The following is a 25,010-nucleotide window of genomic DNA, read 5'->3' as shown; positions in this document are numbered from 1 at the left end:
ATGTCTTTTGTCGTCGCTCAGAATCTGGTGAAGGAGTACCCGGCGAAGAACGCCGCCGGTAAGGTGTGTGTGGTGGATGATGTCTCGCTGACGATCGAGCGCGGCGAGACCCTTGGGCTGGTGGGTGAGTCGGGCTCCGGCAAGAGCACGGTCGCTCGCATGCTACTGCGACTGGTGGAGCCTACGGAGGGCTCTGTGCACGTCGATGGTGTCGATGTGCTGTCGGCGGGACGCGCAGGCATGCACGCTCTGCGACGCCGTATGCAGGTAGTCTTCCAGGACCCTTACTCGGCGCTGAATCCGCGGATGCGTGTGCGGCAGATCTTGCTTGAGCCGTGTGCGATTCATGGCGCACCGCAGGGCATGCGGCCGGAGGAGAGAGTACGGCGACTCTTGCATGAGGTCGGGCTTGATGCGTCAGCGCTTGAGCGCTATCCGCATGAGTTCTCCGGAGGACAGCGGCAGCGCATCAACATTGCCCGGGCGCTGATGTTAAGGCCGGAGTTCCTGGTGCTGGATGAGCCGGTCAGCGCGCTGGATGTTTCGGTGGCGGCGCAGGTGGTGAACCTGCTGTGCGAGCTGCAGCGGAGCTATGGGCTGACGTATCTGTTCATCTCGCACTCCATGCCTCTGGTGCGGTATCTCTGCGATCGTGTAGCGGTGATGCAGCGGGGGAGGCTGGTGGAGATTGGGGAAGCGCTGGAGGTTTGCGATCGTCCGCGCGAGACGTATACGCAGCAGTTGATTGCGGCTACACCGGAGCTCCCGGTGTAGTGTGGTTGGGACGACTCTTCCTGGAGCTTCCGAACGATGAGATGCCACCCGCTTTCTGTTCTCAGTTTGTTGTTGCTGTGTCTACCCTGCCGTGCCGCGGTTCGGGATATTCCCAAAGATCGTCTGCCATCTGATGCTGAATTTCGGAGTACGTATGAGACTCTAGACCGTATTGAGCCGATGGTTGATCACTGGGATGCGACGTGGAGGTATACCACTCCCCGCCAACGGGTTGTTGATCAGCTCGCCACGGCTTTGAAGACGGTGCAGGCTGCGCACGACAGATCTCCTGACGATCTGGAACTGACGCTTTTACTGGGGGTGGTGGCTCACTACGGCTATAACGTGGACCTACCACAGACCTACGAGCTTGCGATGTCGATGTTTGGAAAGGCAAACACCCTCGCGCCGGAAGATATTCGCGGCAGATGGTTTGAGGCCGCTCATGTCTGCCAGTCCGCGAGGCCGGCCGCAGGGATGAAGGCATTTCTCGAAATCGAACAATCGCATCCATGGAAGTCTCTCCCCGTCGATTTCTGGGATGACTACATGGCATGCGGTACTGTGACGGTAATGCCTGCACACGTGCTGCGAGCGGCAGATTACCTCTCGAAACTCAACGCTCCTGCAAATGACATGCGTTCTTTTCTCATCGAGGCGAACTCCAAGCGATTCACCGATCCTGACCCAAAAAACGTTCCACAGCAACAGGCATGGCGTGTCAGGAAGGCTAACTCCCCGAAGGTCAGAATCGGGTCGTATCTTTGTGGCTTTTCGATGGACGTTCCCGGGGATTGGGAGATAGGCTTTGCCCCAGTGAACGAACAGATATGTATGGTGCAGATGCAACTTCCGCAGGAGAAGAAAGCAAGGCTGCACTCTCAGGTGGCCGTAATGGCGCGTCCCGCGAAATCAGAGGAGACGGTAAAGGAGTTTCTGCGAACCGCCGTCCAGCACGGTGAGATACAGGACCTCGCCGAGCTACCCTGTCCTGTGGCAAGTTGCGTTCAGGTCAAGCTGGCGGATAAGAACAAGGCCGGCAAGGACGGGGACGAGATCGGCTGGCTGATTGCCTTCGAGAAAGAAGGACCTGAGTATCCTGGGTTGTTGCTCGAAGAGCCAACAGATCCGCCTACGAAAAAAGAGGACAAGCCACAATATTTTCATCCTGCCGAGCGCTCGACTCGGGCCAAGGGGCGTATTCTTTACCTCTTTGTTCTGGACACATCTTCGGTGTCCGCTCCGATGGCAAAACCTCGGATGGAAGAACTATTGCGTAGTCTTCAGGTGGAATAATCGCCCTGAATCCGGCCCCGTTTTTGCACACCCCGTGCAGCAGTACCATTCCGGAATGACCCAGCATCACGTCGGCCGGCTGGAGGTGATCACCGGCCCTATGTTCTCCGGAAAGAGCGAGGAACTGATCCGCCGTTTGAAGCGCGCCAAGATCGCGAAACAGCGAGTCGCCTGCTTCAAACCTGATATCGATCTCCGATACCACCGTACGGCGATTGCATCGCACTCCGAGCAGACGCATGACGCCGCTGTCGTTACGCCAACCTCCGAGCGCCTGAAGGCGACTCTGTTCGAGAAAGATCACATTCATGAGGTGGATGTCATCGGAATCGATGAGGTGCAGTTCTTCGATGAGGCTGTGATTCCGTTGGTGATGGAGCTGGTGCACCTGGGAAAGCGGGTGATTCTGGGCGGTCTGGACACGACCTTCGCCAACGAGCCCTTCGGTCCCGTGCCGAACCTGATGGCGCTTGCCGACGAGGTGACGAAGTTGTCGGCGGTGTGCATGGTGTGCGGGAATCCGGCGATTCACACGCAGCGGCTGGGACAGAGCCAGGAGCTTGTGGTGGTGGGAGCCGCCGGGCTGTATGAGGCTCGCTGCCGTGAGCACTTCCAGCCCTTTATCGATGAGAACCAGAGCGAGCAGATGGAGCTTCCGGCGGTTGCACAGTAGGCCACGTTTTGCATCGTGACGCATCCTAAACGTATCCTGCGGGATACAAGGAGATTCACTATGCGTCTTGCATCCGTTGCTGCGGCTGCCCTTCTGGCTACCGTTCCCGTTTTTGCTGCCGCACCCAAGCCCGTCAAGGTTATGTTGAAGGACGCAAACGGCAAGGACGCCGGTTACGTCACCTTCTCCCCGGCTAAGAGCGGTGTGAAGGTTATGGTCATGCTCGAGAATCTGCCCGCCGGAGAGCATGCCGTGCATGTGCACGCCGGGGCGACCTGTGAGGCTCCGAGCTTCCAGTCCGCGGGCGGTCACTTCAACCCTGAAAACAAGCACCACGGTTTCAAAAACCCCGAGGGACATCACGATGGCGACTTCCCCGAGTCTGTGACGATGACCGGAAGCATGGGTCACAAGACCTTCGACGCGGATTACCTGTCGCTGGACCCGGCGGCGCCGAACTCCGTCTACGGCCACACAGTGGTCGTGCATGAGAAGGCCGACGATCAGATGACCGACCCGGCTGGAAATGCCGGCAGCCGGCTGGCCTGCGGTGTGATCGAAAAGCCCTCGATGTAGAAGTAACGGGCAGGAAAAAGCAAAGGGGCTGGAGACGTTGTGTCTCCAGCCCCTGTTGTTTGCGTAACCACGGATCTGGGTGGGATATTTGAGCGCTCGAATTTGTTTGTCATCCCGAAGGGATCTGCTTTTCCTGCCGTGGGCGGGAGAGCTCCCGAACGTCTGGCGAGGCACAATGCTGTTGCCCCATTCTTTCGCGAAGCGAAAGGGTGGGGTATCGAGCGAAGCGAGACCGCTTCAATTTCCGGAAGCATTGAAACTGCGGTCGATGCTTCAGCCCCTGAAAAACTGTCAGGCGAGCAAAAAAGGTCGCGCATAGCGCGATACCCCACCCTTCGCGATTTCATCGCGAAGAATGGGGCAACGGGTGTATCGGCTCCCAACAAAGATATCTGTCTTTACCGTGGTGTGCCTGCCGGCGGTGCAGGCCTGCGTACGGCGCCTTCCGGCAACGGCTTGCCTTCGGAGAGCAGCTTCATGTTTTCGAGCATCTGGGTAAACCGGGTGCGGCGGTTTTCAATGTCCTTCTGCTTCGCGGCATCGTCCGGCAGTGCGGAGTTGTCGTAGAGCAGGGTGTAGTGCAGGCGGGTGGTGGTAGCGGTCAGGGGCTCGGCCTCCAGGTCGCCGTGGTACATGATGTAGTTGCTGCCGGCTCGTTTCGGTTGCGTGTAGATGTAGCTGTACTTTGTCTTGCCGACAAGCACCTCGTTGCCGATGGTGCGAATGGCGCCCAGCTCTCCGTCTTTGCCGGAGGTAATGGTGCAGCCGGGGAAGCCCCATTCGCCAATATCGCAGTACTTCCCGATGCGTGCCCAGACTTTGTCTGCCGGAGCATTGACGTCGATGCTCATAGGGATGGTGACGTAGTGCGGCTCAGCCACCAGCCATGGCGCCGTGGAGAGCACCGGAGGAGGCGCGGTCGGTTTTTCTACTTTGCCACCTTCGGACAACGTCTTCATATTCTTCAGGAAGCCGGTAAAGCGCATCTTTCGGGTGGCGGTCTCGGTATTCCGAGCTGCATCGTCCGTGAGCATGGAGTTGTCGTAGAGGAAGCTGTATTCCAGCCGGGAGGTCTTCGCCGTCACCGGAACCACTTCCAGCGTGGCGTGGTAGAGGTTGTAGGTAACCCCCTGTCGCGGAGCCTGGGCGTAGGTGTAGCTGTACTTGGTTTTGCCGACCATCACCTCGTTCTGGATCGACCGAACGGAGCCGATCTCATCTCCTGGCCCCTGGAGGATGGTGCAGGGAAATCCCCAGTCGCCGATGTCGCAGTATTTTCCGACCCGAGCCCAGACCGTGTCGGCTGACGCGTTGACATCCTGGGTCAGAACGAACGAGACGTAGTGCGGGTTGGGGCTTTCCAGCGGCGGGGGAGCCGGACGTGCGGCTGGGGCGGCCGCTGGCGCCTGGGCAAGGGCAATGGCCGAGCAGGCCAGCAGAGCACAGGCAGACAGGGAGAGATGGACCTTAGACATGGGTCTCCTTGAAACGGTGGATGAAACGGTGGAAATGAGTGGGTTTCTGCTGCAGGAGCATCAGACTCCGGCGAACCGACCACTGTCAACGCGCGTCCCTCTTTTGGGTCAGATTTTCTGGGACGTCCCTGGGAACTGCACAGTTACGTTTTTCGTATAGAAACACATGGGCGTTTTACACATGGCGATTCCCGCGCACGGCTTGCCGGTCATACCGGTAAAGCGGGCCATGCTGCTGGGACCGGATCCTAGAAAGGGCCAGGTTCCACCCTCCGCGCCTGTGCCGCAAGTTACACTCGATCAGACACATAAGCAGGCTGAGGAACATATTGTGGAACGCACGCCCGAGCAGGAGGCGATGGAGAAGCTGGTTCGTCAGTGCATGGCGGGGGACTCCCATGCCTGGCAGCAGCTCGTCGCCGCACAGCATCGGCGGATTTACGCCATCTGCTACCGCTTTACGGGCTCGCCTACAGACGCCGAAGATCTAACGCAGGACGTTTTTCTGAAGCTGTACCGGAACCTGGACAGCTTCGACGCCTTCAAGGGCAGCTTCCAGACCTGGATTACGACGCTGGCGCGCAATCTGCTGGTAGATCACTTCCGCCGTACGCGCATGGACCGGGTCTCGGATTCGATGGATGCGAGTTTTGACGGGGAAGACGACGGCCCGACCTTCGCCGATCGGCTGGCCGATACGCGTAAGGGCCAGCATGAGCATGTCGCCGGTCTGGAGCTGAAGACCCGTATCCAGACAGCGTTGAAACAGCTCTCGCCAGAGTTGCGTGAAGCAGTTATTCTGCGCGATCTGGAAGACATGGATTACAAAGAGATTGCGGCTGTACTCAAAGTGCCCGAGGGCACCGTCAAAAGCCGCATCAACCGCGGACGCGGTGAGTTGGCAAGAATTCTAGGAAAGACCGAAAGGCAGGTGGTGTAAGTGGCGGAGATGAACCAATTCGGAGCGCAGAACCCGGGAAGCCGTGCCGGAGGGATGGGGTGCGCCGAGTGTGAGGCTATGCTGACGGACGCGATCGACAGCCTGCTTACACCAGAGCAGCGGGCTCGGTTCGATCTTCATCTGCTGGGCTGTGAAGACTGTGCGATGGCGTACGAAGACGCCCAGCGCGGCGCGGCCTGGCTGGAGATGCTCAAAAGCGATCGTCCGCAGCCAACGACGGACCTGATGGCCCGCATCCTGGCTCAGACCTCTGGCGCGCAAATGGCTCAGCCGGCCTACGTGGCCGCAGTGGAGCCGGTGATGGCGCCTGCCATCGCGGCACGGTGGTCGACTCGCGTACGGGCCTGGTTCAACCTGAAGAACCTTGGGCAGTCTCTTCTGCAGCCACGGCTGGCAATGACGGCGGCGATGGCGTTCTTCTCGATTGCCCTCACGATGAACCTGGTCGGTATCCGCATTACGGATATCAAGGCAAGCGATCTGAAGCCCAGCAACTTGAAGCGAACCCTCTACCAGACCAACGCGCGTGTGGTGCGCTATTACGACAACCTGCGAGTGGTCTATGAGTTGGAGTCACGCCTGGGTGAATTGCGGCGTAACGACGATGCACCGGCGGGTAACAGCAATAACCAGAACCAGAAGAACGCCCAGCCGAAGAATCAGCAACAGAATCAGCAGCAGAAGAACGAAGAGAAGCGGCCGCGCAACGGATCGAGCCGGAAAGAAAGCATTCATCCGAGCTATGTGCTGACGGCCCAGGTCGAGCTCAACCTGATTGAGCCGAACCATATCGATCCAAAAGTTTTGCAGTACGACTTCCATGGTGTAGTAGCCAACGCCGTCCGCGCGGGCGGTAAAACGGAAAGAGGCACGGTATGATGTGCGCCAACCATAACGATCGTGAAAACGTGGCGTTTTGCCAGAACTGCGGCAAACCGCTCTGCCAGGAGTGCACACGTACCGTCGGCTCGGCTGTCTTCTGTGAGCCCTGCCTGGCGGCCAAGCTGAGCGGCGCCGTTCCCCCGCCACCTGCGGGTGCCGGATGGCAGCCAGTCTCAGGCGGCACGGCCTACACCGCCGTCCCGCCGGTTTCCAGCGGGCCGAATCCCGGTCTTGCAGGTCTGCTGGGTGTGATTCCAGGCGTTGGCGCCATGTACAACGGTCAGTTTGCCAAGGGCATCGTCCACCTCGCCATCTTTGCCGTACTCGCCTCGATGAGTGACCACGTCAACGGTTTCTTCGGGATCTTCGTCGCAGGTTGGATCTTCTACATGGTCTTCGATGCCTACCAGACAGCGAAGGCCCGTCGTGAGGGCACACCGTTGCCCGATCCCTTCGGCTTGAACGATGTAGGCGAGAAGTTCGGTTTTGGAAAGACCTGGCCTGCGAATCACGCCACCGGACCGGCCGGCCCCGTTCCGCCGCCATCTCCGGAACCTGTGGCGCCACCGCCGCCTCCCGCCGGTTGGAGCAGCTCCCCCTACACACCGCCCGCCGCGAACTACAGCGTGCCTCCGGTACCTCCGGTGCCTCCCGCCACTCCTGCGTATGACCCGAACTGGCAGCCTGCTCCGGTCAATCGTTTCCCCACCGGAGCGATCTGGCTGATCGGCCTGGGTGTGATCTTCCTGATCGGCAGCTCCGGGATTCTCGGCGGGATGAGCATGAACTATCTCTGGCCATTCCTCATCATCGGGTTCGGTATCTGGATCTTCCTCCGTAAGATGACGGAGAGCGGCCTGACGCTGGGTGACGACGGCAGCCTGGGATATCGCCTGCGGGTGCTGCGTGCGTTCCGCGGCTCGGTATGGATCATTCTGGTGGGCGTGCTCTTCTTCCTGAATCAGGTGCACGTGCTGACCTGGGGACATAGCTGGCCGATCTTTCTGATCGTTGTCGGTCTGCTGGCGATTGCCGAACGCGCCGCCTACTCTGACGCTGCGGCCGCGCAGTACTACACGCAGCCTGCTGCTCCAGGTACGACGGCAGCGGCTCCAACAGGGCCCCCCACCGTGCCTTCTTCGGGTACGGAGTCTGTGGATCACGAAGGAGAGGCCAGGTAAGAGCATGGCTACGATTCCTCCAATCGATCCTCGTTTTCAACGTGAGCAGTGGCGTCAGCAGCAGCGTATTGCCCGCGATCAGGCAAAGGCGCAGCGGGATGCATGGCGGGCCCAGGCCCGGTTGCAGCGTGAACAGATGCGCTGGCAGATGCGGCAGTATCGCCGGGGCTCCATCGTTGGCCCCCTGCTCCTGGTGGCCATCGGCATTGTTTTTCTACTGATCCAGACGGGACGCATTGCAGCGAATCAGTTCTGGAACTGGTATGGACATTTCTGGCCGCTGGTGCTGATTGCGATCGGTGTGCTGATGCTGGCCGAGTGGGCTGTGGATCGCTACTTCCGGGCCGGCGATGCTCCGCCGGTGCGGCGCAGTGTAGGCGGCGTGGTCTTTCTGGTGATCCTGCTGGCGTTTGTCAGCTTCGCCTATACGGACTCGCGCCGCGTCAACGGATGGGTTGCCCGCAGCTTCCATGTCAGTGGTGATAACTGGGATGAGTTTACGGGCGACAAGCATGAGAGCGATCTCACGCCGGTCGAGCAGACATTTCCAGACGGTGGAACTCTAACCGTAGACAACCCGCGGGGCGACCTGACGATTGCCGGTACCAGCGACGACGGCAAGCTGCACATTACCGGTCACAAAGAGGTTTACTCCGACAGCGACTCCCAGGCTGAGCGCAAGGCGAAGGCGATCGATCCCAATATTTCCGCCAGCGGCAACAGCGTGGTGGTGAATATCGCGGCAGAGAAGGGATGCAAGCTCGACCTTGAGATTACGGTTCCGGCCACGGCCGTTGTGACCGCAACCGCGAATCATGGTGAGCTGCATGTCCGCAATCTGAAGGCTCCGGTGAATCTGACGGCCAACCATGGCAACGTCGATATCTCGGCCATTACCGGAACCTCGAACGTGCATATCAACAACAACGATTCGTCGCTGAATGCACATTCTCTGACGGGTTCACTCAATATTGAAGGCAAGATCGACGAGCTTAGCATCTCTGATGTGAATGGTCCGGTGCAGATGAATGGAGACTTCTTCGGTGCGGGACGCATCGAGCGTGTCCAGGGGCCGTTCCAACTGCGCACCAGCCGCACCGAGTTCCGCTTCGTCCGCCTGGACGGTCACGTCGATATCGACCCGGATCACGACATGACGGTGGAGGATGTGTTGGGTCCCGTCGTTCTGAATACGCGCAGCCGTGACATCGTCATGAACCGCGTTGCAGGCGACGTGACGGTGACGAACAAGAATGGCACGGTCGAGATTGGGGTTGCGCAGCCCGTTGGCAATGTTACGGTGACCAATCGAAGCGGCGATGTGAAGCTTACAGTGCCGGAGAAGGCCGGCTACACGATCTCCGCGGAGACGAAGAACGGATCGACCGATACTGACCTTCCGTTGGACCGGAACTCGAGCGGCGATCGTCACATGCTCTCAGGTTCTATCAATGGCGGTGGCAAGCAGATTCGCATCCTCAACTCTGAGAGCGATATCTCCATCAACCGCAATACGCTTCCGCCGATTCCGGCTACACCGCCGGCGCCGCCGAAGATCACGATGGAAAAGCCCGAGCCTCCGGTTCCTCCGGCAGGAATAGATATCAGAGACGCGAACGGCACACGTGTCATCATTAATCAGAACGGTGTGGTTGTGCACGAGGGCAACAAGACGGCCTCGAAGCAGAAGAATAAAGATAAGAACAAGAGCAACGACACCGATTTCTAAGGAACGAGTCAGGTCGATGCGATTCGAATCAGTCCTCTGCCGTAGTTTTCTCGGGGCTGCGATACTTGCAGCCCCGTTGGCATCTCCAGCGCAGAGCGCCATCCATCGCCTGGATGGTACGACGCTCACGACAGCGCAGGCGCGGACCATGGCGCGTACGACGCTTGCCTCAGCGAATATTCCCGGAGCGCAGATCGCGATTCTGAACCATGGCAGGCCAGTGTGGGTGGAGAGCTTCGGTCTGAGAAACGTGGCACAGAAGCAGGCCATGGACAACGATACTGTGATGTGGGCGGCCTCCATCACCAAGAGTGTCTTTGCGACCTTCGTCATGCAGATGGTTCAGGCGCATGAGATCGATCTGGATACGCCGATCGCTACCTATCTTCCGAAGCCGCTGCCGGAGTATGAGAAGTACAAAGATCTTGCGGACGATCCTCGCTGGCAGAAGATCACACCCCGGCATCTTCTCTCGCATACGGCCGGGTTTGCTAACTTTGCCGCGTTGGAGCCGGATCATAAACTGCATATCCACTACAACCCGGGCACGCGCTTTGCCTACTCGGGTGAAGGGTTGAACCTGTTGCAGTTCACCATCGAGCAGAAAACTGGTCGCAGCCTGCGCGAGCTAATGGAGGAGCGCCTGTTTATCCCGCTCGGCATGACCCGCACCGATATGAGCTGGAAGGATAGCTTTGCTCCGGATGTGGCCGATGGATATACCCCTGACAGTAAGCTCGTCGCCCATACGCATCGCAGCAATCCGCGTGCCGCAGGCTCGATGGATATCAACATCAATGACCTGGTGAAGTTTACCCAGGCGCTTCTGGCCGGCAAGCTACTCAGCGGACCAATGCAGGCACAGATGCTTTCGCCGCAGGTCCAGATCCATACGGCGCATCAGTTTCCAACCCTTGCAGAGGAGACCTCGGAAGAGCCGATGCAGGTAGGTCTGGCGTATGGCCTGGGATGGGGTCTGCTGACGAATACGAAGTATGGCCGGGCGTTCTTCAAAGAGGGACACGGCGACGGCGCACAGAACTACATGATCTGCTTCGAGAAGACGGAAGACTGCATGATCATGCTGACCAACAGCGAAAACGGCGAGTTTGCCTTCAAGCCATTGCTGGAGAAGTTGCTGGGCGATACGGTGACACCGTGGGAGTGGGAAGGCTATACGCCGGAGCGGATTCGCGCACAGCAGATGAATGAGCATCCGGAGCTTGCTCCGCCTCCTCCCCCGAAGCCGCAGAAGAAGAGCTGGGTACGTAAGGAAGCGGAGAAGCTGGAGAAACTTAAGAAGCACCCACGGCAATAAGGGTTCAGGGTAGGAAAAATAGTTTATTCAGCCTGCCCAATATCCAGCGGTGTGATTTTGCCGACGTGATTCAGCACGAATCTGAAATACGTCCGGAACTCTCCCCAGGCGTCGGAGTGGAACTTTCCTTCGATTACAAGGCACCCCTTCCGGGCTAGAGCAGTTCTCCTAAAGGTGTAGAGCGAAGCGTTTGCAGTTTGCGCCGTTTTCCTTCGAAGAAAACGGCATTCGCAGATTTCTCCAACACCACAGTATTAGGAGAATTGCTCTACCCAGCAACCGGAAAATGCTCTAATCGAGGTCGGGTTGCGTTTCCATGCCAGCAAGCATCTCTCGTTTCTCCCGGATCTCCGTTGTCAGTGCTTCTTTTTCGTCGCGATACTGTTCTTCGGTGGAAGTAGCTCGAAAGCCTTCCAGACCAATGTTTTGCATCATGTCGTCCTCAAGATGCTCGACTTCACGGTATCGCTGCTCTTTCTGAGCGATCTCCGACTCTAACTGCTGGATGGCCTGCGAATCTTTCATGGTCAGTCTCCTTCTGATGTCGATGTAGGGTTCGATCTCCGGAACAGCTCCTTCGAGAGAGCACTTTCCGGAGGAGTGTCAGGTCAGCTTGTTGAAGAGTTTCAGACGCGATGTGGCGACCTGTTTGATAGCATCGATCGCTGCCGGAAGAATCTTGTACGGAACAACCTCGTGCGGCTGTTTTGCCAGGCTCGCATCGAGCCCCTGCCGCCAGGCGATACGCAGTTCTGTGTTGATGTGGATGATGTTGATTCCGGCGTCGATGGCTTTGCGCATGTCGTCATCATCGGTTCCGGAGGCTCCGTGCAAGGTGAGCAGTGCTCCGGTCGCGCTTTTGATCTTTGCGATGCGGGCAAGATCCAGGCGTTTTTTGGCTTTGCCCTGCACCATGCTCTGGACCATGCCGTGCATATTGCCTACGGCCGGTGACAGGATGTCGATGTTGCTCGCAGCCAGATATCGTTTCGCCTCTTCCGGATCGGTAAGGCCTTTCGACAGATCGGGGACCTCGTCATGAATCTCGGACCCGGTGCCGATATCGCCGATCTCTCCTTCGATCAGGATGGATGGATTGATCGCTTTCAGCGTCTCCACGGCCGCTTTGGTCTGCCGCGCATTCTCATCGATTGGCAACGTCGAGAGATCGAAGACGATGGCGTCATACCCGGCCTTTGCGGCTTCGACAGCGCTCGCAAGCGTATGAGTATGGTCGGCGTTGAGGAAGATGGGGAAGTCAAACTCTTCGCGCAGGCTGCGGACCAGTGCAGCGAGCTGGCGAACGCCCATGAATTTCCGCTCACCTTCGGAGGCGCCGACGATGACGGGTACCTTCAATTCATATGCGGCAGCGAAGACCGCCTTTAACAGGGAAAAGTCAGCGATATTGAAGTGGCCTATGGCTATTCCCTCTTGCGCCGTCCGGGTTAGGACATCTCGTAAGTTGGTCATTGACACTCATCTCCAGTGCAGTGTTCGTGTTTGAGGGGCGAAGTCTTCCGCGATCGAGTGACAGCGCGGCGCATCGGGACGCTCTTTTATGAGGCGTAAAACGGCATCTGAACTCATGGATGCTCGATCAGGGCGGCAGGAGTCATCTGGATACATTGATTCGCATCAGAAATTGACGAAGCCGATTTCCGCAGCATCCGCATCTTTGCGTCTGCGATACAGTCAAAGCTTGGCAAACCTTCCTGCGGCAACGGAAACTGCACCCCATCTCCCCGATATCCTGGCGGAGAACCTTGATACTGTGTTCTGCGGCATCAATCCTGCTCTGAGTGCCGCTCTCGCTGGTCATCACTTCTCCAATCCCAGCAACCGCTTCTGGCGGACGCTTCATCTGGCAGGCTTCACGCCACATCTCATCCCTGCAACGCAGGACCGCGCTCTGCTGCAATACGGTTACGGCATCACCGCCGCGGTAGCCCGTCCCACCGTTAGCGCCGGTGACCTGGCGCCGCGCGAATTGCGAGCCGCCGGCGAGGAGCTGGAGAGGAAACTTTTGTGCTACCGTCCACGAGTGATCGCATTCCTTGGGAAACCTGCCATCAGCGCCATCGTTCGTAAGCCCACGGTTGCATGGGGACGGCAGTCATTCAGCTTTGCCGGCTCCACGGTGTGGGTGTTACCCAATCCCAGCGGCCTGAACCGGGCGTTTTCGCTGAACGCACTTGTCTCCGGCTATCGCGAACTTCGTGAGGCCCTCTAGAGCATTTCTCCTGTAGGTGTAGTGTAGGGATTCGTATCGATAGGCGTTTTCCGCAATGAAAACGCCGCTGCACCCTCCTTCCGGACTATCCAGCAACAGGAGAAATGCTCTAGTGAGCGGGATTCCCAAACAGGTTGCTAGTTGGTGTGAAACACAGAGGAGGAACGGCTTCTCTGCTAAGGGTGATCCACCATGCGGCTGCGTCCTTTTCGGCGTTCCAGACGTCTTCTCATCACGTGCAAAAGAAGGTCCATCGGCTCCCCGATCCCCGCGGGAAAAACTCGCGCGCCTTCGTCTGCCCAATCCGCACCGCCACCTCTGATTCAGGAGATTTCATGACGCACTCGTGTGCCATGCGCCGCGCTTTTACCGCGGCCGTACTTCTCGTTTCCGCCGCAATGATGGCCGCTCAGCCGCCCCAGGGGCAGGGCCGCCGTCCGCAGATTCCGGATACCGGCGGACGTTCCGCCACCTACGATCCGCTGAAGACCTTTGCGCCTTATGCCATGCCGCAGCCAGTTACGAGCTATCGTGGCGCCGATGGCGCACCGACCCCGGCGTACTGGCAGAACTCGGCTGACTACGAGATGCACGCGACCATCGATCCGGGGACGAAGACGCTCTCGAATATCGAGACCATTACCTATACCAACAACAGCCCGGTGGCGCTCAACAGCCTATGGCTGCAGGTAGAGCAGAACACCTATCGCGCTGATGCACGTTCGCGTGCCTTCTCTGGCGGTAGCCGCCAGCGGCCGGAGAGTATCAACACCGACGGCACGGTCTTCGAATCGATGGAGCTGGTCTCCACCGCGAAGGGCGCCAAGCCCGTGAAGGCCGAGTACGAGATCAGCGATACGCGGGCACGGATCGATCTGCCCGCGCCGCTGGCGCATGGAAGCAGCATCAAGATTCTGATCAAGTATCACTACACGGTGCCGGGTATCTGGGGCGGACGCACCTCGGTCGACGATGTGAAGGATGGGCCGATCTACGACATCGCGCAGTGGTATCCCCGGATGGCTGTTTATGACGATATTCACGGCTGGGACACGCAGCCCTTCCTCGGCAACGAGTTCTATACCGAGTTCGGCAATTACGACTTCTACGTCACCGTGCCCTCGAACTACCTGGTCGCGGGTACCGGTTATCTGGTGAATGGCACGGAGGTGCTCACCAAGACGCAACAAGACCGCCTGAAGCAGGCTGCAACGAGCGACAAGACGATCTTCATTCGCACGCAGGATGAGGTGCACGATCCAGCCAGCCGGCCGAAGAAGGACGGCACGCTGACCTGGCACTATCACATGGACCACACGCGTGATGCCGTCTTCTCCGCATCGCCATCGTTCATCTGGGATGCCGCCAAGATCAATCTTCCCGGTGGCAAGACCTCGCTCGCGGAGAGTTTCTACCCTGCGGAGGCCGCCGGCGATGACGGTTGGGGACGCTGCACCGAGTATCTGAAGGACGCCGTCGAGCACTTCTCGCAGGATTGGTACGCCTATCCCTATCCAGCAGGTATCAACGTTGCCGGTTTCTCTTCCGGAATGGAGTATCCGGGCTTGGTCTTCGATGGTATCCGTTCCAAGAGCAAAGGGCTTTTTGTCGTCACTGCTCATGAGATCGGTCACACCTGGTTCCCGATGGTGGTGCAGTCGAACGAGCGTCGCGATGCCTGGATGGATGAGGGCTTCAATACCTTCATCGATATCTACGAGTCTGACCAGTTCAACCATGGTGTCTGGGGTCCGAAGCGCGATGGCGAGTATGCTCCCGGCGGAGGATATCCGGCAGACGAGATCGCCAAGGTCAATGCCGATCCAGAGGCTCCGCCCATTCTGATGCGCTCTGACGCCATCCGGGAGAGGTATCGCCATCCCATCACCTACTTCAAATCGGCGGAGGGGCTGTATCTGCTACGCGAAGAGATTCTGGGCCACGAGGTCTTTGACCGCGCGTTCCGTAAGTACATCAACGACTGGGCCTTCAAGCATCCCACGCCGTCAGACTTCTTCCGCGAGATGGAGAGTGAGGGTGGTGAAGACCTCAGCTATTTCTGGCGGGGTTGGTATGAGAACAACTGGGCGATGGATATGGCTGCGAAAGATCTGAAGTACAACGATCCGGCTGATCCTTCTAAAGGGGCCCATGTCACCATCGAGCAGAACGGGCAGTTGGTTCTGCCGGCGTGGGTGCAGGTGAAGTACGACGACGGAACGGACCTGAAGGTCAAGCTACCGGCGGAAACCTGGATGCAGAAGGCGACGTACAACATGCCTCTGCCGACGACGAAGAAGATCGCCGAAGTCACCATCGATCCGGAACATCGTATCCCTGATGGCAACCGTGCGAATAACACGGCGAAGCCGTAGTCGTCATTTCTTCTCTGGAGACAAGGCCGCACATTCTGTGCGGCCTTTGTGCCTTGCAGGTGCCTCCCAAAGGCACTAACGAGGGGTACCGATGAGTCTAGCCCATGCACTGGGTGCCCCATGTCCCTCGGGGACATGGGCCCGGTCTTTACTTTCCTAAGCAGGGAAACAATCTCTTTGGAGCTGTCGTTAGAGAGCTGGAAATACGGTCGCGCAAAGCGCGATACCCCACCCTTCGCGGTAAAACCGCGAAGAATGGGGCAACGAGAGCGTACAGCGTCCGAATTTGTCGACATAGCAGCAAGGGCCACAAGGGAGCCCAGTGAAGCTATAAATAAAGCATGGTTGGATCGCTCGTTGCGGAAACGAAGCCTTCAGGACTCGTGCTGAAGCGCCTTCAGCTCTCTTCTGAAGCGGAGTTCAGCGATCTGCTCAGCCTCTATGAGGAGGCGTTCCCAAGCTCCGAACGTAAACCGGTGGCGGTACTGCGTCGCATGCTTGCTGTGGAACAGTACTATTTTCTTCTAGCAACGGAGAATGAAGTAACAGTCGGATTCGCGATTGTGCGTGTACTTTCCGGCGGCACCGCGGCGCTGCTGGAGTACATGGCTGTTGCGCCGTCGCAACGTCGCCGGGGGATTGGTGGTCAGATTGTCCTTGCCGCTGCCCGGGCGGTTAACGCCCCACCGGTAACGCTTCTGCTTGAGGTGGAATCTGACAATGTCAAGAGCCCGGATCAGTCGTTGCGCACAAAGCGGAAACACTTCTATCGCGCCTTGGGAGCGCTCGAGCTGCGCAACCTTAGCTGGATCATGCCGCCTGTCATCGCGACACTGCCGCCGGCGATGGAGATGATGGTCCTCGCTCCAGCGGCCAGTACTATTCGGCGGGAAGAGTTACGGCAATGGCTGGTGAATATCTATGTCGATGTCTATGGACAGAGCGCGGACGATCCACGCATCGACGTTATGTTGAGAGAGCTTCCGGAAGAAGTAGAACTCATCTGAGCAAACAAAAAGGCGCCCAGTGCAATGGGCGCCTTTGTTGACGTGAGATCGGTTACTTCTTGTTCAGCTCATTCTCAATGGCGGTAATTACTTCCGGGGAGTCAGGCTTTATCGCCGGTTCGAAACGGTTGACCGGTGTCCCACTGCGTGCGATCAGGAACTTGGTGAAGTTCCACTTGATATCGCCACCGACAGCGGGATTTGCCGCCTTGTCCGTCAGGTAGTGATAGAGCGGCGTCTGATCTGCGCCGACGACCGAAACTTTCGACATCATCGGGAAGGTTACGTGGTACTTGCGGTTGCAGAAGGTCTTGATCTCAGCTTCGGTGCCGGATTCCTGGTTGGCAAAGTTATTGGCCGGAACGCCAACGACAACCAGTCCCTTGTCCTTGTACTTCTCATAGATGGCTTCCAGCGCGGTGTACTGCGGTGTAAATCCGCACGCGCTTGCCACATTCACGACAAGTAGAACCTTGCCCTTGTACTTCGCCAGGGAGGTCGGCTCACCATCGATTGTCTTCAGGCGGTAGTTGTAGACCTGCGTTGCTGTTCCGGCAAATGCCGCGATCGTAAAGCAGAGCAAGGACAGTATCAGTCGTTTCCGCACAGGTTTCTCCATTTCGCTAGCCATAGATGGCGTGTGCGGCCATTATAGAGATCGCGCTGCAGGGAGATGTCACCGACTGATCTTCTAGCTTTCTCCTTTGCGCAGGCTGTCCAGCTTTTTCTGAACTGCGTCTCCTTTTGCTCCTAGTTTCAATGCTTGCTCGAAAGCGGCGATTGCGTTCTTTCTGTCTTTCTTCTGGAGATAGGCTTCCCCAAGGTTGTCGTAGGCATCCGCTGATTGCGGATTCTCCCGCACGATCTGAAGAAACACAGGTAGGGCATAGCTGTATCTGTCGACCTTCAAAAGTTCGTACCCGAGCCAGTTCATGTCATAGATCACGTCGGCATCTTTACCCTCGGTGCTGTGACGAAAGCCGGTGTAGGTTGCCATCATCTGGCTGGGAGTGTCGTTGTTCGCCTGCTCGAGCATCTTCAAAACAACGGCTGTGATTCCTGATGGATGTACCTCAGGCGACTGAAAGATTCCAGGATCGTTGAGCGTGTTTGCTTCGATGGAGGTCCATTCCACTCCGTCGATGACTTCGCCTGTGTTGAAGTTCACCTCTTCCTCGCGCGAGAGAAGCCGGACTCCGTTCACTTCCAGGTTTTTCGTATAAACAGCGACGGTGTCGACGGCATCGCCACGCGCGTGAATCGGAAGCTTAGCCCGCGTCATGCGAATGGCATAGGTCTGCGGATCGAAGTAGTAGAGCATGCCCGATCCGCAGTCCGGCCTGTCGATCTGAATGGTTTCGACATCCACGCCAAGAACATGCTGTGTGCCGAGATAAGTGGCGCGGAACCCGCGCTCTTTGTAGTCGATGAAGAGATAGTCGAAGGCGGCTCCACAGTGCAGGGCATGTTCGGCCTTATTGACGGTGCGCACCATCCGTTGCTTCGGCCAGTTGAGCTCCCATCCGCGCAGGCCATCGAAGCCTTCGACGATTCTGCTCCACTGCCCCTGGCAGCCAGGAATCTCCGGTCTGCACCCTACAAGGCGTAATCCCGGGCGCATGCGCACCATTACCGAGCTTGACGTCTTGGTCTGCACGTACTCCTGCTGATAGCTACCTTCGTAATGGAACCCGCGATAGATCAGGCTGTGGAGAGCGTGGATCTTCTCGATGCCACCCATGGCGCCGACCGCCCTATGGATGACCTCATCCGCCTTCGTGTCTTGTGCCATCAGGCTTGGCGCCGTAAAGAGGATCGCTGTCAGCAGCCACAAACATGCCATCGTCGTCTCTCCCGTGTCTCTTAGACAAGCGGCGGTTGAGCCGGTTAGGGAAGAAAAGGGGCGTATGACGATAAACTGGAAGTTCCGCGCGCGGAATCTGCATGCCTGCCGAAATCATTCTCCAGCAAACTCCGGACGCCGCCGCCCTGCTCGACAGGCGCGAGCAGCTTGCCGGTGTTCGCGTCAGGCTCGCCGAGTGCGAATCGGAGCTGGCACAGCTTCGTGCGCAGCTCAAGGCCTTCGAAGGCCGGTATCTCCGCCAGGTTGGCATTCTTTACGCCGAGCTCGATGATCTGGAAGCGCGCATCGCCGAGCGCGAAGTTTCCCTGTATGACTCGGACGCAGCCCGTCAACGCGCCCAGGAAGCCCGCCAGCGAGCACAGGAGACGCATGATGCCGCGTTCGGTGCGGCGCGCGAGGCGGAAGAGTTCGATCCGCCGCCCAATCTCAAAACTCTTTTTCGCGATGTCGCCAAGCGTATCCATCCGGACTTCGCTCGCGATGATGCCGAACAACAACACTTCACCCTACTGATGGCCCGCGCCAACCAGGCCTACCGCCGCGGCGATACCGAAACCCTGCAGCGCATGCTGGACGACCATCGCGAGATCAATGCATCCATTGCAGGCGAAGACGCTGCTGCGGAACTCCTTCGCATCAGCCGCCAGATCCAGCACGCCGAGCGCGATATCGCCGCCCTGGAGGCAGAACGGCACACGCTGCTCGCCAGTGAGATCGCCCAGCTATTCCTCGACACTGAGAATGCAGCCCGCGAGCATCGCGATCTACTCACGGAGCTGGCCACCAGCCTTCAGGAGCAGATCGCTGACGCTAAGTATCGCTTTGAGTTTGTCAACCGTCAGATCAATGCTTATGGAAGATAAGACCAAAGTCGGTTTGCAGCACCTCCCCACCGGAGCTGCGCTGTCGTTGCATTCCACACGCTCTGGCCTGATTGCCCGCGGCCGTCGCGATGCTGCCAGTGCAGCCGCGAATCCCTACTACCAGCAAGCCATCATTGCTTACAAGGCCGGCAACTTCATCGAAGCCGCGAACGGCTTTCGGCTTGCCGCTGAACAGGGCCATGCTGAGTCACAGTATCTGCTCAGCACGATGTACGACGATGGCCAGGGCATGTCAAAGGACGATAGCCAAGCGGCCTTGTGGGAACGTAAAGCGGCGGAACAGGGCCACGCCTATGCGCAGGCCAATCTCTCTTTCCGTTATTACAGCGCTGGAGATTTCGCGGAGGCCTTTGCATGGTGCCAGCGCGCGGCTTATAGCAGCCTTGCCTGGGCACAATACAACCTCGGCCTGATGTATCAGAAGGGGGAAGGGGTTCAGCAGAGCCTTGCTGAAGCCGCCCACTGGTATCGTCTGGCGGCCACGCAGACCTTCCCCGAGGCCCAGCAGAAGCTGGCCGGTCTTTACTACTTTGGCCAGGGAGTCCCGCAGAGCTATGCGCAGGCGGCAACGTGGTATCGCAGGGCGGCCGACCAGGGCAACGCTGAGGCCCAATTCCAGCTTGCGCATCTCTATGCCACCGGGCAGGGCGTCGAGCATGATTATGTGCAGTCCCGCTATTGGACAAAGAAGGCCGCCGAGCAGGGACACGAAGCGGCAGTTCGAGAGCTCAAGCGCCGCGAATATCGCGATCCATAGCGATCTCAACACCGGATGAGGCTCTCGTTTACGGACGAGGTGCGCTACTGGTTCGTCTCATCGTGGTTTGTGGATAAAGCCTTGGTATGCGCATGACCTCAGCGGCTAAAGCCGCATATCGTGCAGTACCGGTCCGGCATGGCTGAAGCCATGCCCTTAAGCGAGACGGAGCGCCTTTGGCGCTCTAAGAAATTCATCCTAAGCTAAAAGCTGGTTCTATCGGTCTTCCACGATCGAATGTTGATACGCCGACATTTCCTCACCGCAACTTCCTTTAAGATCAGTCGAGGACTATGGCTGAATCGAAGTTTCCCGCGCTGGCTCTTCCCCTGTTGCAACACATCTCCAACGAACTCAATGTTCCGCTACGCAGCCTTGTGGCTGTGATCGAACTACTGGATGACGGCGGCACGGTTCCGTTTATCGCCCGCTACCGTAAGGAGGCGACCGGCAACCTCGATGAAGTACAGATCCGTTCGATCGAAGAACGCGTGACCTACTTCCGCGAGCTGGTCTCCCGCCGGGAGACGATTCTGGCCTCCATCGCGGAGCAGGGCAAGCTCACCGAAGATCTCAAGGCCCGTATCGAGGCCGCGATGGATAAGAGCGAGCTCGAGGACCTCTATCTCCCCTACCGGCCGAAGCGCCGCACCAAGGCCACCATTGCACGCGAGGCCGGGCTGGAGCCGCTGGCAGAGTATTTGTGGGCGCAACAGCGTGGCGAGCAGGATCTGGTCACTCTCGCTGCCACCTTCGTCGATGCAGAGAAAGGTGTCGCCGATGTGGAAGCTGCGTTGGAGGGCGCTCGTCATATCGTTGCTGAGCGCATCAGCGAAGACGCCGATCTGCGTAAGGAGCTGCGTCAGGTCCTGTTCGATGAGGGCATCATCGTCTCGCGCAAGGTGATGGAGCTTGAAGGCGATTCTCCGAAGGATCCGCAGGAAAAGTTCAAGATGTACTACGAGTACCGTGAGCCGGTGAAGACGATTCCGTCGCACCGTATGCTGGCGGTCCGCCGCGGTGAAGAAGAAGGCGTGCTCTACTTTCTGATCGAGAGCGATCAGGAGCGCATTCTGGCGTTGCTGCGGGCACGGGTTCTGCGCGACCAGGGAGACTGGACGTCGCACATGACCCTCGCACTGGAAGATGCGTGGACGCGTCTGATGAAGTCATCGATCCAGAGTGAAATTCGCCTGGAGCTGAAGCGCCGTTCTGATAAGGAGGCAATCGAGGTCTTCCGCGAAAATCTCCATCATCTCCTGCTGGCTCCGCCGGCTGGTCCGCTTGCTGTGCTCGGTATCGATCCCGGCCTGCGCACTGGATGCAAGCTTGCCGTCGTCGATGAGACCGGCAAGTTCCTGGCGCACGATGTGATGTATCCGCACACCGGCAAGGCCCAGGTGGAGCAGTCCAAGCAGAAGGTCGCGGCGCTGCTGAAGGGGCACAATGTGCGTGCGATCGCCATCGGCAATGGAACCGCATCGCGTGAGACCGACCAGTTTGTGCGCGAGTTCCTGCGCGAACATCATCTGAACACTGTCTTTTCGGTCACCGTAAGCGAGAGCGGCGCCAGTGTTTACTCCGCGTCGGACGTTGCGCGGCAGGAGTTCCCGGATCTCGATCTGACCGTGCGCGGAGCCATCTCGATTGCGCGCCGTCTACAGGATCCTCTCTCTGAGCTGGTGAAGGTTGATCCCAAGGCGATCGGCGTCGGTCAGTATCAGCACGATGTCGACCAGAAGGCGCTGCAGGAGTCGCTGGAGCATACGATTGAGAGCTGCGTGAACCGCGTTGGCGTTGATCTGAACACAGCGTCGTGGACCCTGTTGCGTTACGTTTCAGGTATCAGTGAGCGCACGGCACAGAGCATCGTCAGCCACCGAGACAACAACGGCAAATTTGTCTCGCGGCAGCAATTGCTGGAGGTCTCCGGCGTTGGACCGAAGACCTTCGAACAGGCCGCAGGCTTCCTGCGCATCCGCGGCGGTGTGAATCCTCTCGATTCGACAGCAGTGCACCCGGAGAGCTATCGGGTCGTTGAGCAGATTGCTTCGGCGATCGGGACACCGATCGAAGATGTCATCAAGAATCCGCAGTTGCTGGAGAAAGTCGATCGCTCGCGTCTCGATGCAGGATCGTTCACGCTGAATGACATCCTCGAAGAACTGCGCAAGCCCGGACGCGATCCGCGCGAGAAGTTCGTTGCCCCCAGCTTTGCTGAGGGTGTCAACGAGTTGAGCGATCTGCAAGAGGGCATGGTGCTGGAAGGTGTCGTCACCAATGTCACCAAGTTCGGAGCGTTTGTCGATGTTGGTGTACACCAGGATGGCCTGGTTCACATCAGTGAGCTCTCGAACAAGTTCATCAAAGATCCGCATGAGGCCGTAAAGACCGGACAGATTGTGAAGGTCAAAGTGTTGGGAGCGGATGAAAAGACGCGCCGCATCTCACTATCGATCAAGCAGCTTGAGGCTCCTGCCGGACCGAAGGTGAAGAATGCAAGTGCAGCCCCCAGCGGAAACGGACCGAATCGGGCAGCCGGCGGAGCCAGGCCTCCTGCAGGGAAGCCGCGTCCTGCTGCTCCTGCTCCACCGCAGACGATGGAAGAAAAACTCGCCGCCCTCGGCGGCAAGTGGAAGACAAGATAAAAAGTTAGGCCCGGCGAAACTGCCGGGCCTTTTTATTGCGGAGAGAAACCTGTCTTAGACGTTCAGTACGCCGCCGGAGACCAGCAGCGTCTCACCGGTCACCCAGCGGGCGTCGTCGGAGGCGAAGAAGGTGACGGTCGGAGCGATGTCATCGGGTTGACCGATGCGGCCGAGCGGCGTCTTTGCAACTACGTCTTTCTCAAAGTCGGTGCCCAGGAAGTCTGCTGTTCCCTCGGTCGCTACCAGACCAGGGTTTACCGCGTTCACGCGAATCTTCTTCGGGGCAAGCTCCTTGGCGAGCGAGTAAGTGATCGTATCGACTGCGCCCTTTGTTCCGGCGTAGATGGTCCCGTTCGGAACGCCGGTGCGGACGACAGAGCTGATATTCACGATGCTTCCACCCTCGGCGGGGAAGAGCGGCACGGCTGCTTGCGTCACCTGCAGCAGGCCCAGAACGTTGGTGCCGTACTGCTTCTGGAAGTCCTCAGCGGTGACCGCTTCAATCGGAGCAAAACCATAGATGCCTGCGTTGTTGACCAGTACGTCGACGCGACCGAACTGCTGCTTCACATCAGCGAAGAGCTTCGTCACATCGTCTTTGTTCTCGACGCGACCGCCGATGGCGACGGCTTTGCCGCCGGCCTTGGTGATGTCATTGACGACCTTCTCCGCGCCTTCGCGGCTGCTGGCGTAGTTCACCACAACCGTCGCGCCCTCTTTGGCGAGATCTTTCGCAATCGCCGCGCCAATGCCTTTGGAAGCTCCCGTTACCACCGCCACCTTATTCGCCAGACGTCCCATGACCTTCTCCTTTAATCGTCCCGTCATCATTTCAACGTTTCGATAGTCGTCTAAATGGATGGCGCGTCCGAGAGGAACGATTCAACTCTTTTTCCTCAGGCGGGCTGCGAGCGGTATGCTCAGGGGAATTTCCTATTAGGAGTGCTCCATGAACAAAGGTCGCAGATCTGTGGTCGCCTCTGTGTCTACTCTCGGGCTTGCACTGCTGGCCCCGTTTGCGAAGGCGGAGGCAGCCTTACGTAAGAAGATCTTCAGTGCGAACCCTCCATCAACGCCGCCGGCGGTTTATTCGCCCGCGGTCGCGTATGGAAATCTGCTGTTTCTCGCCGGGAAGAGTTCCCGTAGCGCCGCGCCGGGAGAGATCCATGCCGATGCGAAATGGGTCTTCGACGAGTTGGAGAAGGAGTTGAAGAACGCGGGTTCTTCGATGGAAAAGGTGCTGAAGGTGAATGTCGCGCTGAGCGATATCAAGGACTACGCGGCGCTCAATGAGATCTTCGCTGCGCGGTTTCCCAAGGAGCCGCCGGTAAGAACGACCATCGTGGCTGCCAATCCGCGAGGAACAACGGTCGAAATCGACTTGGTTGCATATCTCTAAAGCATTTTCCCTGTTGCTGGGTATCCCGGGAGGGGCGTGCAGCGGCGTTTTCATTGCGGAAAACGCCCATAGATGCGGAAGCCCTACATTACCCCCACCGGGAAATGCTCTAAGCCCTCCACGTTCTATACCATTCAACCATTCAACCCAAACAGAAGAGCCACCCGTCAGGGTGGCTCTTCTGTTCTTCAACTATTCAACTAATTCCTACTTCTTGGCTGTCTCGAAGCGCTTGTTGACTTCGTCCCAGTTGACGACGTTCCACCAGGCGGCCAGGTAGTCCGGGCGCTTGTTCTGGTACTTGAGGTAGTAGGCGTGTTCCCACACATCGTTGCCCAAGATCGGAAACAGACCGTCGGTCAGCGGAGAGTCCTGGTTGGGCTTGGTGACGATCTCGAGCTTGCCGCCCTTGTAGACCAGGAAGCCCCAGCCGGAGCCGAACTGCTTCGCAGTGGTCTCATTGAAGCTCTTCTTGAAGGCCTCAAAGTCGCCGAAGTCCTTCGTGATCTGGTCGGCGATAGCGCCGGTCGGAGCTCCGCCGCCGTTCGGCTTCATGATCTCCCAGAACATGGTGTGGTTGACATGGCCGCCACCGTTGTTGCGGACGACGGTACGGATGTCTTCCGGTACGCTCGCCAGACCGGCCACAAGCTCTTCCGGCGACTTTGAACCCAGCTCCGGATGCTTCTCGATGGCGCCATTCAGGTTCGTCACGTAGGTCTGGTGGTGCTTGTCGTGGTGCAGCTTCATGGTCGCCTCATCAATATGGGGCTCCAGGCCGGCGTAGTCGTAGGGAAGGGCGGGTAGTTCGTAGGCCACGTGAGATCTCCTGTCGGGTCGTTTCGGTTCAGGGTTAGGGCGTGCCATTAAATTCTGGCGTCAGCGGTGTGACACGCCCTTTGATGCGGCGATTGAGCACTGCGATGCGCAGTACGTCACGGACTCTGATGATATCGCAGCGAGCCGAAGGTCTGCTGC

General features: G+C 58.3%; 23 protein-coding genes. 16 read left to right on the top strand and 7 right to left on the bottom strand.

All coding sequences use genetic code 11. The features are described from left to right. The 4 genes from AB4Y89_RS11205 to AB4Y89_RS11190 all read left to right on the top strand — a co-directional run bounded on the left by AB4Y89_RS11205 (position 1) and on the right by AB4Y89_RS11190 (position 3,319). Entirely contained in the window at positions 1-774 is a 774-nt protein-coding gene (locus AB4Y89_RS11205; RefSeq protein WP_442301015.1) for an ATP-binding cassette domain-containing protein, read from the top strand. 180 nt (positions 775-954) lie between these two features. Beyond that, positions 955-2,070: a hypothetical protein gene (locus tag AB4Y89_RS11200; RefSeq protein WP_442301014.1), complete on the top strand. Its 1,116-nt coding sequence runs from the start codon at positions 955-957 to the stop codon at positions 2,068-2,070. 55 nt (positions 2,071-2,125) lie between these two features. Further along, on the top strand, positions 2,126-2,743 hold the full coding sequence (locus tag AB4Y89_RS11195) for a thymidine kinase (RefSeq protein ID WP_442301013.1): 618 nt from the start codon (positions 2,126-2,128) through the stop codon (positions 2,741-2,743). A 60-nt stretch (positions 2,744-2,803) separates the two neighbouring features. Continuing rightward, positions 2,804-3,319, top strand: a complete 516-nt coding sequence (locus AB4Y89_RS11190) for a superoxide dismutase family protein (protein ID WP_442301012.1) — start codon at positions 2,804-2,806, stop codon at positions 3,317-3,319. A gap of 398 nt (positions 3,320-3,717) precedes the next feature. Here AB4Y89_RS11190 and AB4Y89_RS11185 read toward each other — a convergent pair whose 3' ends face one another. After that, positions 3,718-4,794, bottom strand: coding sequence for an SRPBCC family protein (locus AB4Y89_RS11185; protein ID WP_442301011.1), 1,077 nt, complete (start codon positions 4,792-4,794; stop codon positions 3,718-3,720). 166 nt (positions 4,795-4,960) lie between these two features. On the opposite strand from AB4Y89_RS11185, the gene AB4Y89_RS11180 reads away from it, so the two are divergent. The 5 genes from AB4Y89_RS11180 to AB4Y89_RS11160 are packed head-to-tail and all read left to right on the top strand — an operon-like array spanning position 4,961 to position 10,865. Beyond that, complete coding sequence (locus AB4Y89_RS11180; RefSeq protein WP_442301010.1) at positions 4,961-5,734, top strand: RNA polymerase sigma factor; 774 nt, start codon at positions 4,961-4,963, stop codon at positions 5,732-5,734. A gap of 9 nt (positions 5,735-5,743) precedes the next feature. Continuing rightward, the gene (locus AB4Y89_RS11175; protein ID WP_442301009.1) at positions 5,744-6,634 is read left to right on the top strand and encodes an anti-sigma factor family protein; all 891 of its coding nucleotides are present in this window, start codon (positions 5,744-5,746) and stop codon (positions 6,632-6,634) included. Continuing rightward, positions 6,631-7,818 (top strand): B-box zinc finger protein, encoded by a 1,188-nt coding sequence (locus AB4Y89_RS11170; RefSeq protein WP_442301008.1) that lies wholly within the window; start codon positions 6,631-6,633, stop codon positions 7,816-7,818. The genes AB4Y89_RS11175 and AB4Y89_RS11170 overlap by 4 nt, the downstream gene beginning before the upstream one ends. A gap of 4 nt (positions 7,819-7,822) precedes the next feature. After that, on the top strand, positions 7,823-9,547 hold the full coding sequence (locus AB4Y89_RS11165; protein WP_442301007.1) for a DUF4097 family beta strand repeat-containing protein: 1,725 nt from the start codon (positions 7,823-7,825) through the stop codon (positions 9,545-9,547). A 16-nt stretch (positions 9,548-9,563) separates the two neighbouring features. Beyond that, the gene (locus AB4Y89_RS11160) at positions 9,564-10,865 is read left to right on the top strand and encodes a serine hydrolase domain-containing protein (RefSeq protein WP_442301006.1); all 1,302 of its coding nucleotides are present in this window, start codon (positions 9,564-9,566) and stop codon (positions 10,863-10,865) included. Between the two features lie 291 nt (positions 10,866-11,156). Here the strand turns inward: AB4Y89_RS11160 and AB4Y89_RS11155 are convergent, their stop codons facing one another. Together AB4Y89_RS11155 and AB4Y89_RS11150 are read right to left on the bottom strand one after the other, a co-directional pair. Further along, positions 11,157-11,390 (bottom strand): hypothetical protein, encoded by a 234-nt coding sequence (locus AB4Y89_RS11155; protein ID WP_442301005.1) that lies wholly within the window; start codon positions 11,388-11,390, stop codon positions 11,157-11,159. A 78-nt stretch (positions 11,391-11,468) separates the two neighbouring features. Further along, positions 11,469-12,338 (bottom strand): class II fructose-bisphosphate aldolase, encoded by an 870-nt coding sequence (locus AB4Y89_RS11150; protein WP_442301004.1) that lies wholly within the window; start codon positions 12,336-12,338, stop codon positions 11,469-11,471. A gap of 229 nt (positions 12,339-12,567) precedes the next feature. On the opposite strand from AB4Y89_RS11150, the gene mug reads away from it, so the two are divergent. The 3 genes from mug (at position 12,568) to AB4Y89_RS11135 (ending at position 16,480) form a co-directional block, all read left to right on the top strand. Further along, positions 12,568-13,098 carry a G/U mismatch-specific DNA glycosylase gene (gene mug, locus AB4Y89_RS11145; RefSeq protein WP_442301003.1) on the top strand — a complete coding sequence of 177 codons (531 nt, stop codon included), beginning with the start codon at positions 12,568-12,570 and terminating at the stop codon, positions 13,096-13,098. A 335-nt stretch (positions 13,099-13,433) separates the two neighbouring features. Beyond that, positions 13,434-15,473, top strand: a complete 2,040-nt coding sequence (locus AB4Y89_RS11140; RefSeq protein WP_442301002.1) for a M1 family metallopeptidase — start codon at positions 13,434-13,436, stop codon at positions 15,471-15,473. A 383-nt stretch (positions 15,474-15,856) separates the two neighbouring features. Continuing rightward, complete coding sequence (locus AB4Y89_RS11135) at positions 15,857-16,480, top strand: GNAT family N-acetyltransferase (protein ID WP_442301001.1); 624 nt, start codon at positions 15,857-15,859, stop codon at positions 16,478-16,480. Positions 16,481-16,532: 52 nt separating this feature from the next. Here the strand turns inward: AB4Y89_RS11135 and AB4Y89_RS11130 are convergent, their stop codons facing one another. Together AB4Y89_RS11130 and AB4Y89_RS11125 are read right to left on the bottom strand one after the other, a co-directional pair. Beyond that, positions 16,533-17,087 (bottom strand): glutathione peroxidase, encoded by a 555-nt coding sequence (locus tag AB4Y89_RS11130; RefSeq protein WP_442301000.1) that lies wholly within the window; start codon positions 17,085-17,087, stop codon positions 16,533-16,535. 84 nt (positions 17,088-17,171) lie between these two features. Next, complete coding sequence (locus AB4Y89_RS11125; protein ID WP_442300999.1) at positions 17,172-18,323, bottom strand: tetratricopeptide repeat protein; 1,152 nt, start codon at positions 18,321-18,323, stop codon at positions 17,172-17,174. A 101-nt stretch (positions 18,324-18,424) separates the two neighbouring features. Between AB4Y89_RS11125 and AB4Y89_RS11120 the strand changes: the two genes are divergently transcribed. From AB4Y89_RS11120 to AB4Y89_RS11110, 3 genes are all read left to right on the top strand, one after another. Next, positions 18,425-19,207 (top strand): hypothetical protein, encoded by a 783-nt coding sequence (locus AB4Y89_RS11120; protein ID WP_442300998.1) that lies wholly within the window; start codon positions 18,425-18,427, stop codon positions 19,205-19,207. Further along, positions 19,197-19,985 carry a tetratricopeptide repeat protein gene (locus AB4Y89_RS11115; RefSeq protein WP_442300997.1) on the top strand — a complete coding sequence of 263 codons (789 nt, stop codon included), beginning with the start codon at positions 19,197-19,199 and terminating at the stop codon, positions 19,983-19,985. The genes AB4Y89_RS11120 and AB4Y89_RS11115 overlap by 11 nt, the downstream gene beginning before the upstream one ends. Before the next feature lie 293 nt (positions 19,986-20,278). Next, complete coding sequence (locus AB4Y89_RS11110; RefSeq protein WP_442300996.1) at positions 20,279-22,633, top strand: Tex family protein; 2,355 nt, start codon at positions 20,279-20,281, stop codon at positions 22,631-22,633. A gap of 54 nt (positions 22,634-22,687) precedes the next feature. On the opposite strand, the gene AB4Y89_RS11105 is transcribed toward AB4Y89_RS11110, so the two are convergent. Next, positions 22,688-23,434, bottom strand: coding sequence for an SDR family NAD(P)-dependent oxidoreductase (locus AB4Y89_RS11105; RefSeq protein ID WP_442300995.1), 747 nt, complete (start codon positions 23,432-23,434; stop codon positions 22,688-22,690). Between the two features lie 148 nt (positions 23,435-23,582). Here AB4Y89_RS11105 and AB4Y89_RS11100 point away from each other — a divergent pair, with 148 nt between their 5' ends. Beyond that, positions 23,583-24,032, top strand: a complete 450-nt coding sequence (locus tag AB4Y89_RS11100) for a RidA family protein (protein WP_442300994.1) — start codon at positions 23,583-23,585, stop codon at positions 24,030-24,032. Between the two features lie 207 nt (positions 24,033-24,239). Here AB4Y89_RS11100 and AB4Y89_RS11095 read toward each other — a convergent pair whose 3' ends face one another. Further along, positions 24,240-24,851, bottom strand: coding sequence for a superoxide dismutase (locus AB4Y89_RS11095; RefSeq protein WP_442300993.1), 612 nt, complete (start codon positions 24,849-24,851; stop codon positions 24,240-24,242). Positions 24,852-25,010: the final 159 nt, after the last annotated feature.

Origin of the sequence: Terriglobus sp. 2YAB30_2, assembly GCF_052114765.1 — a bacterium.
Taxonomy (GTDB): domain Bacteria; phylum Acidobacteriota; class Terriglobia; order Terriglobales; family Acidobacteriaceae; genus Terriglobus.
Note: the sequence above shows the minus strand (reverse complement) of the source record. Positions and strands in the feature narration are given on the sequence as shown.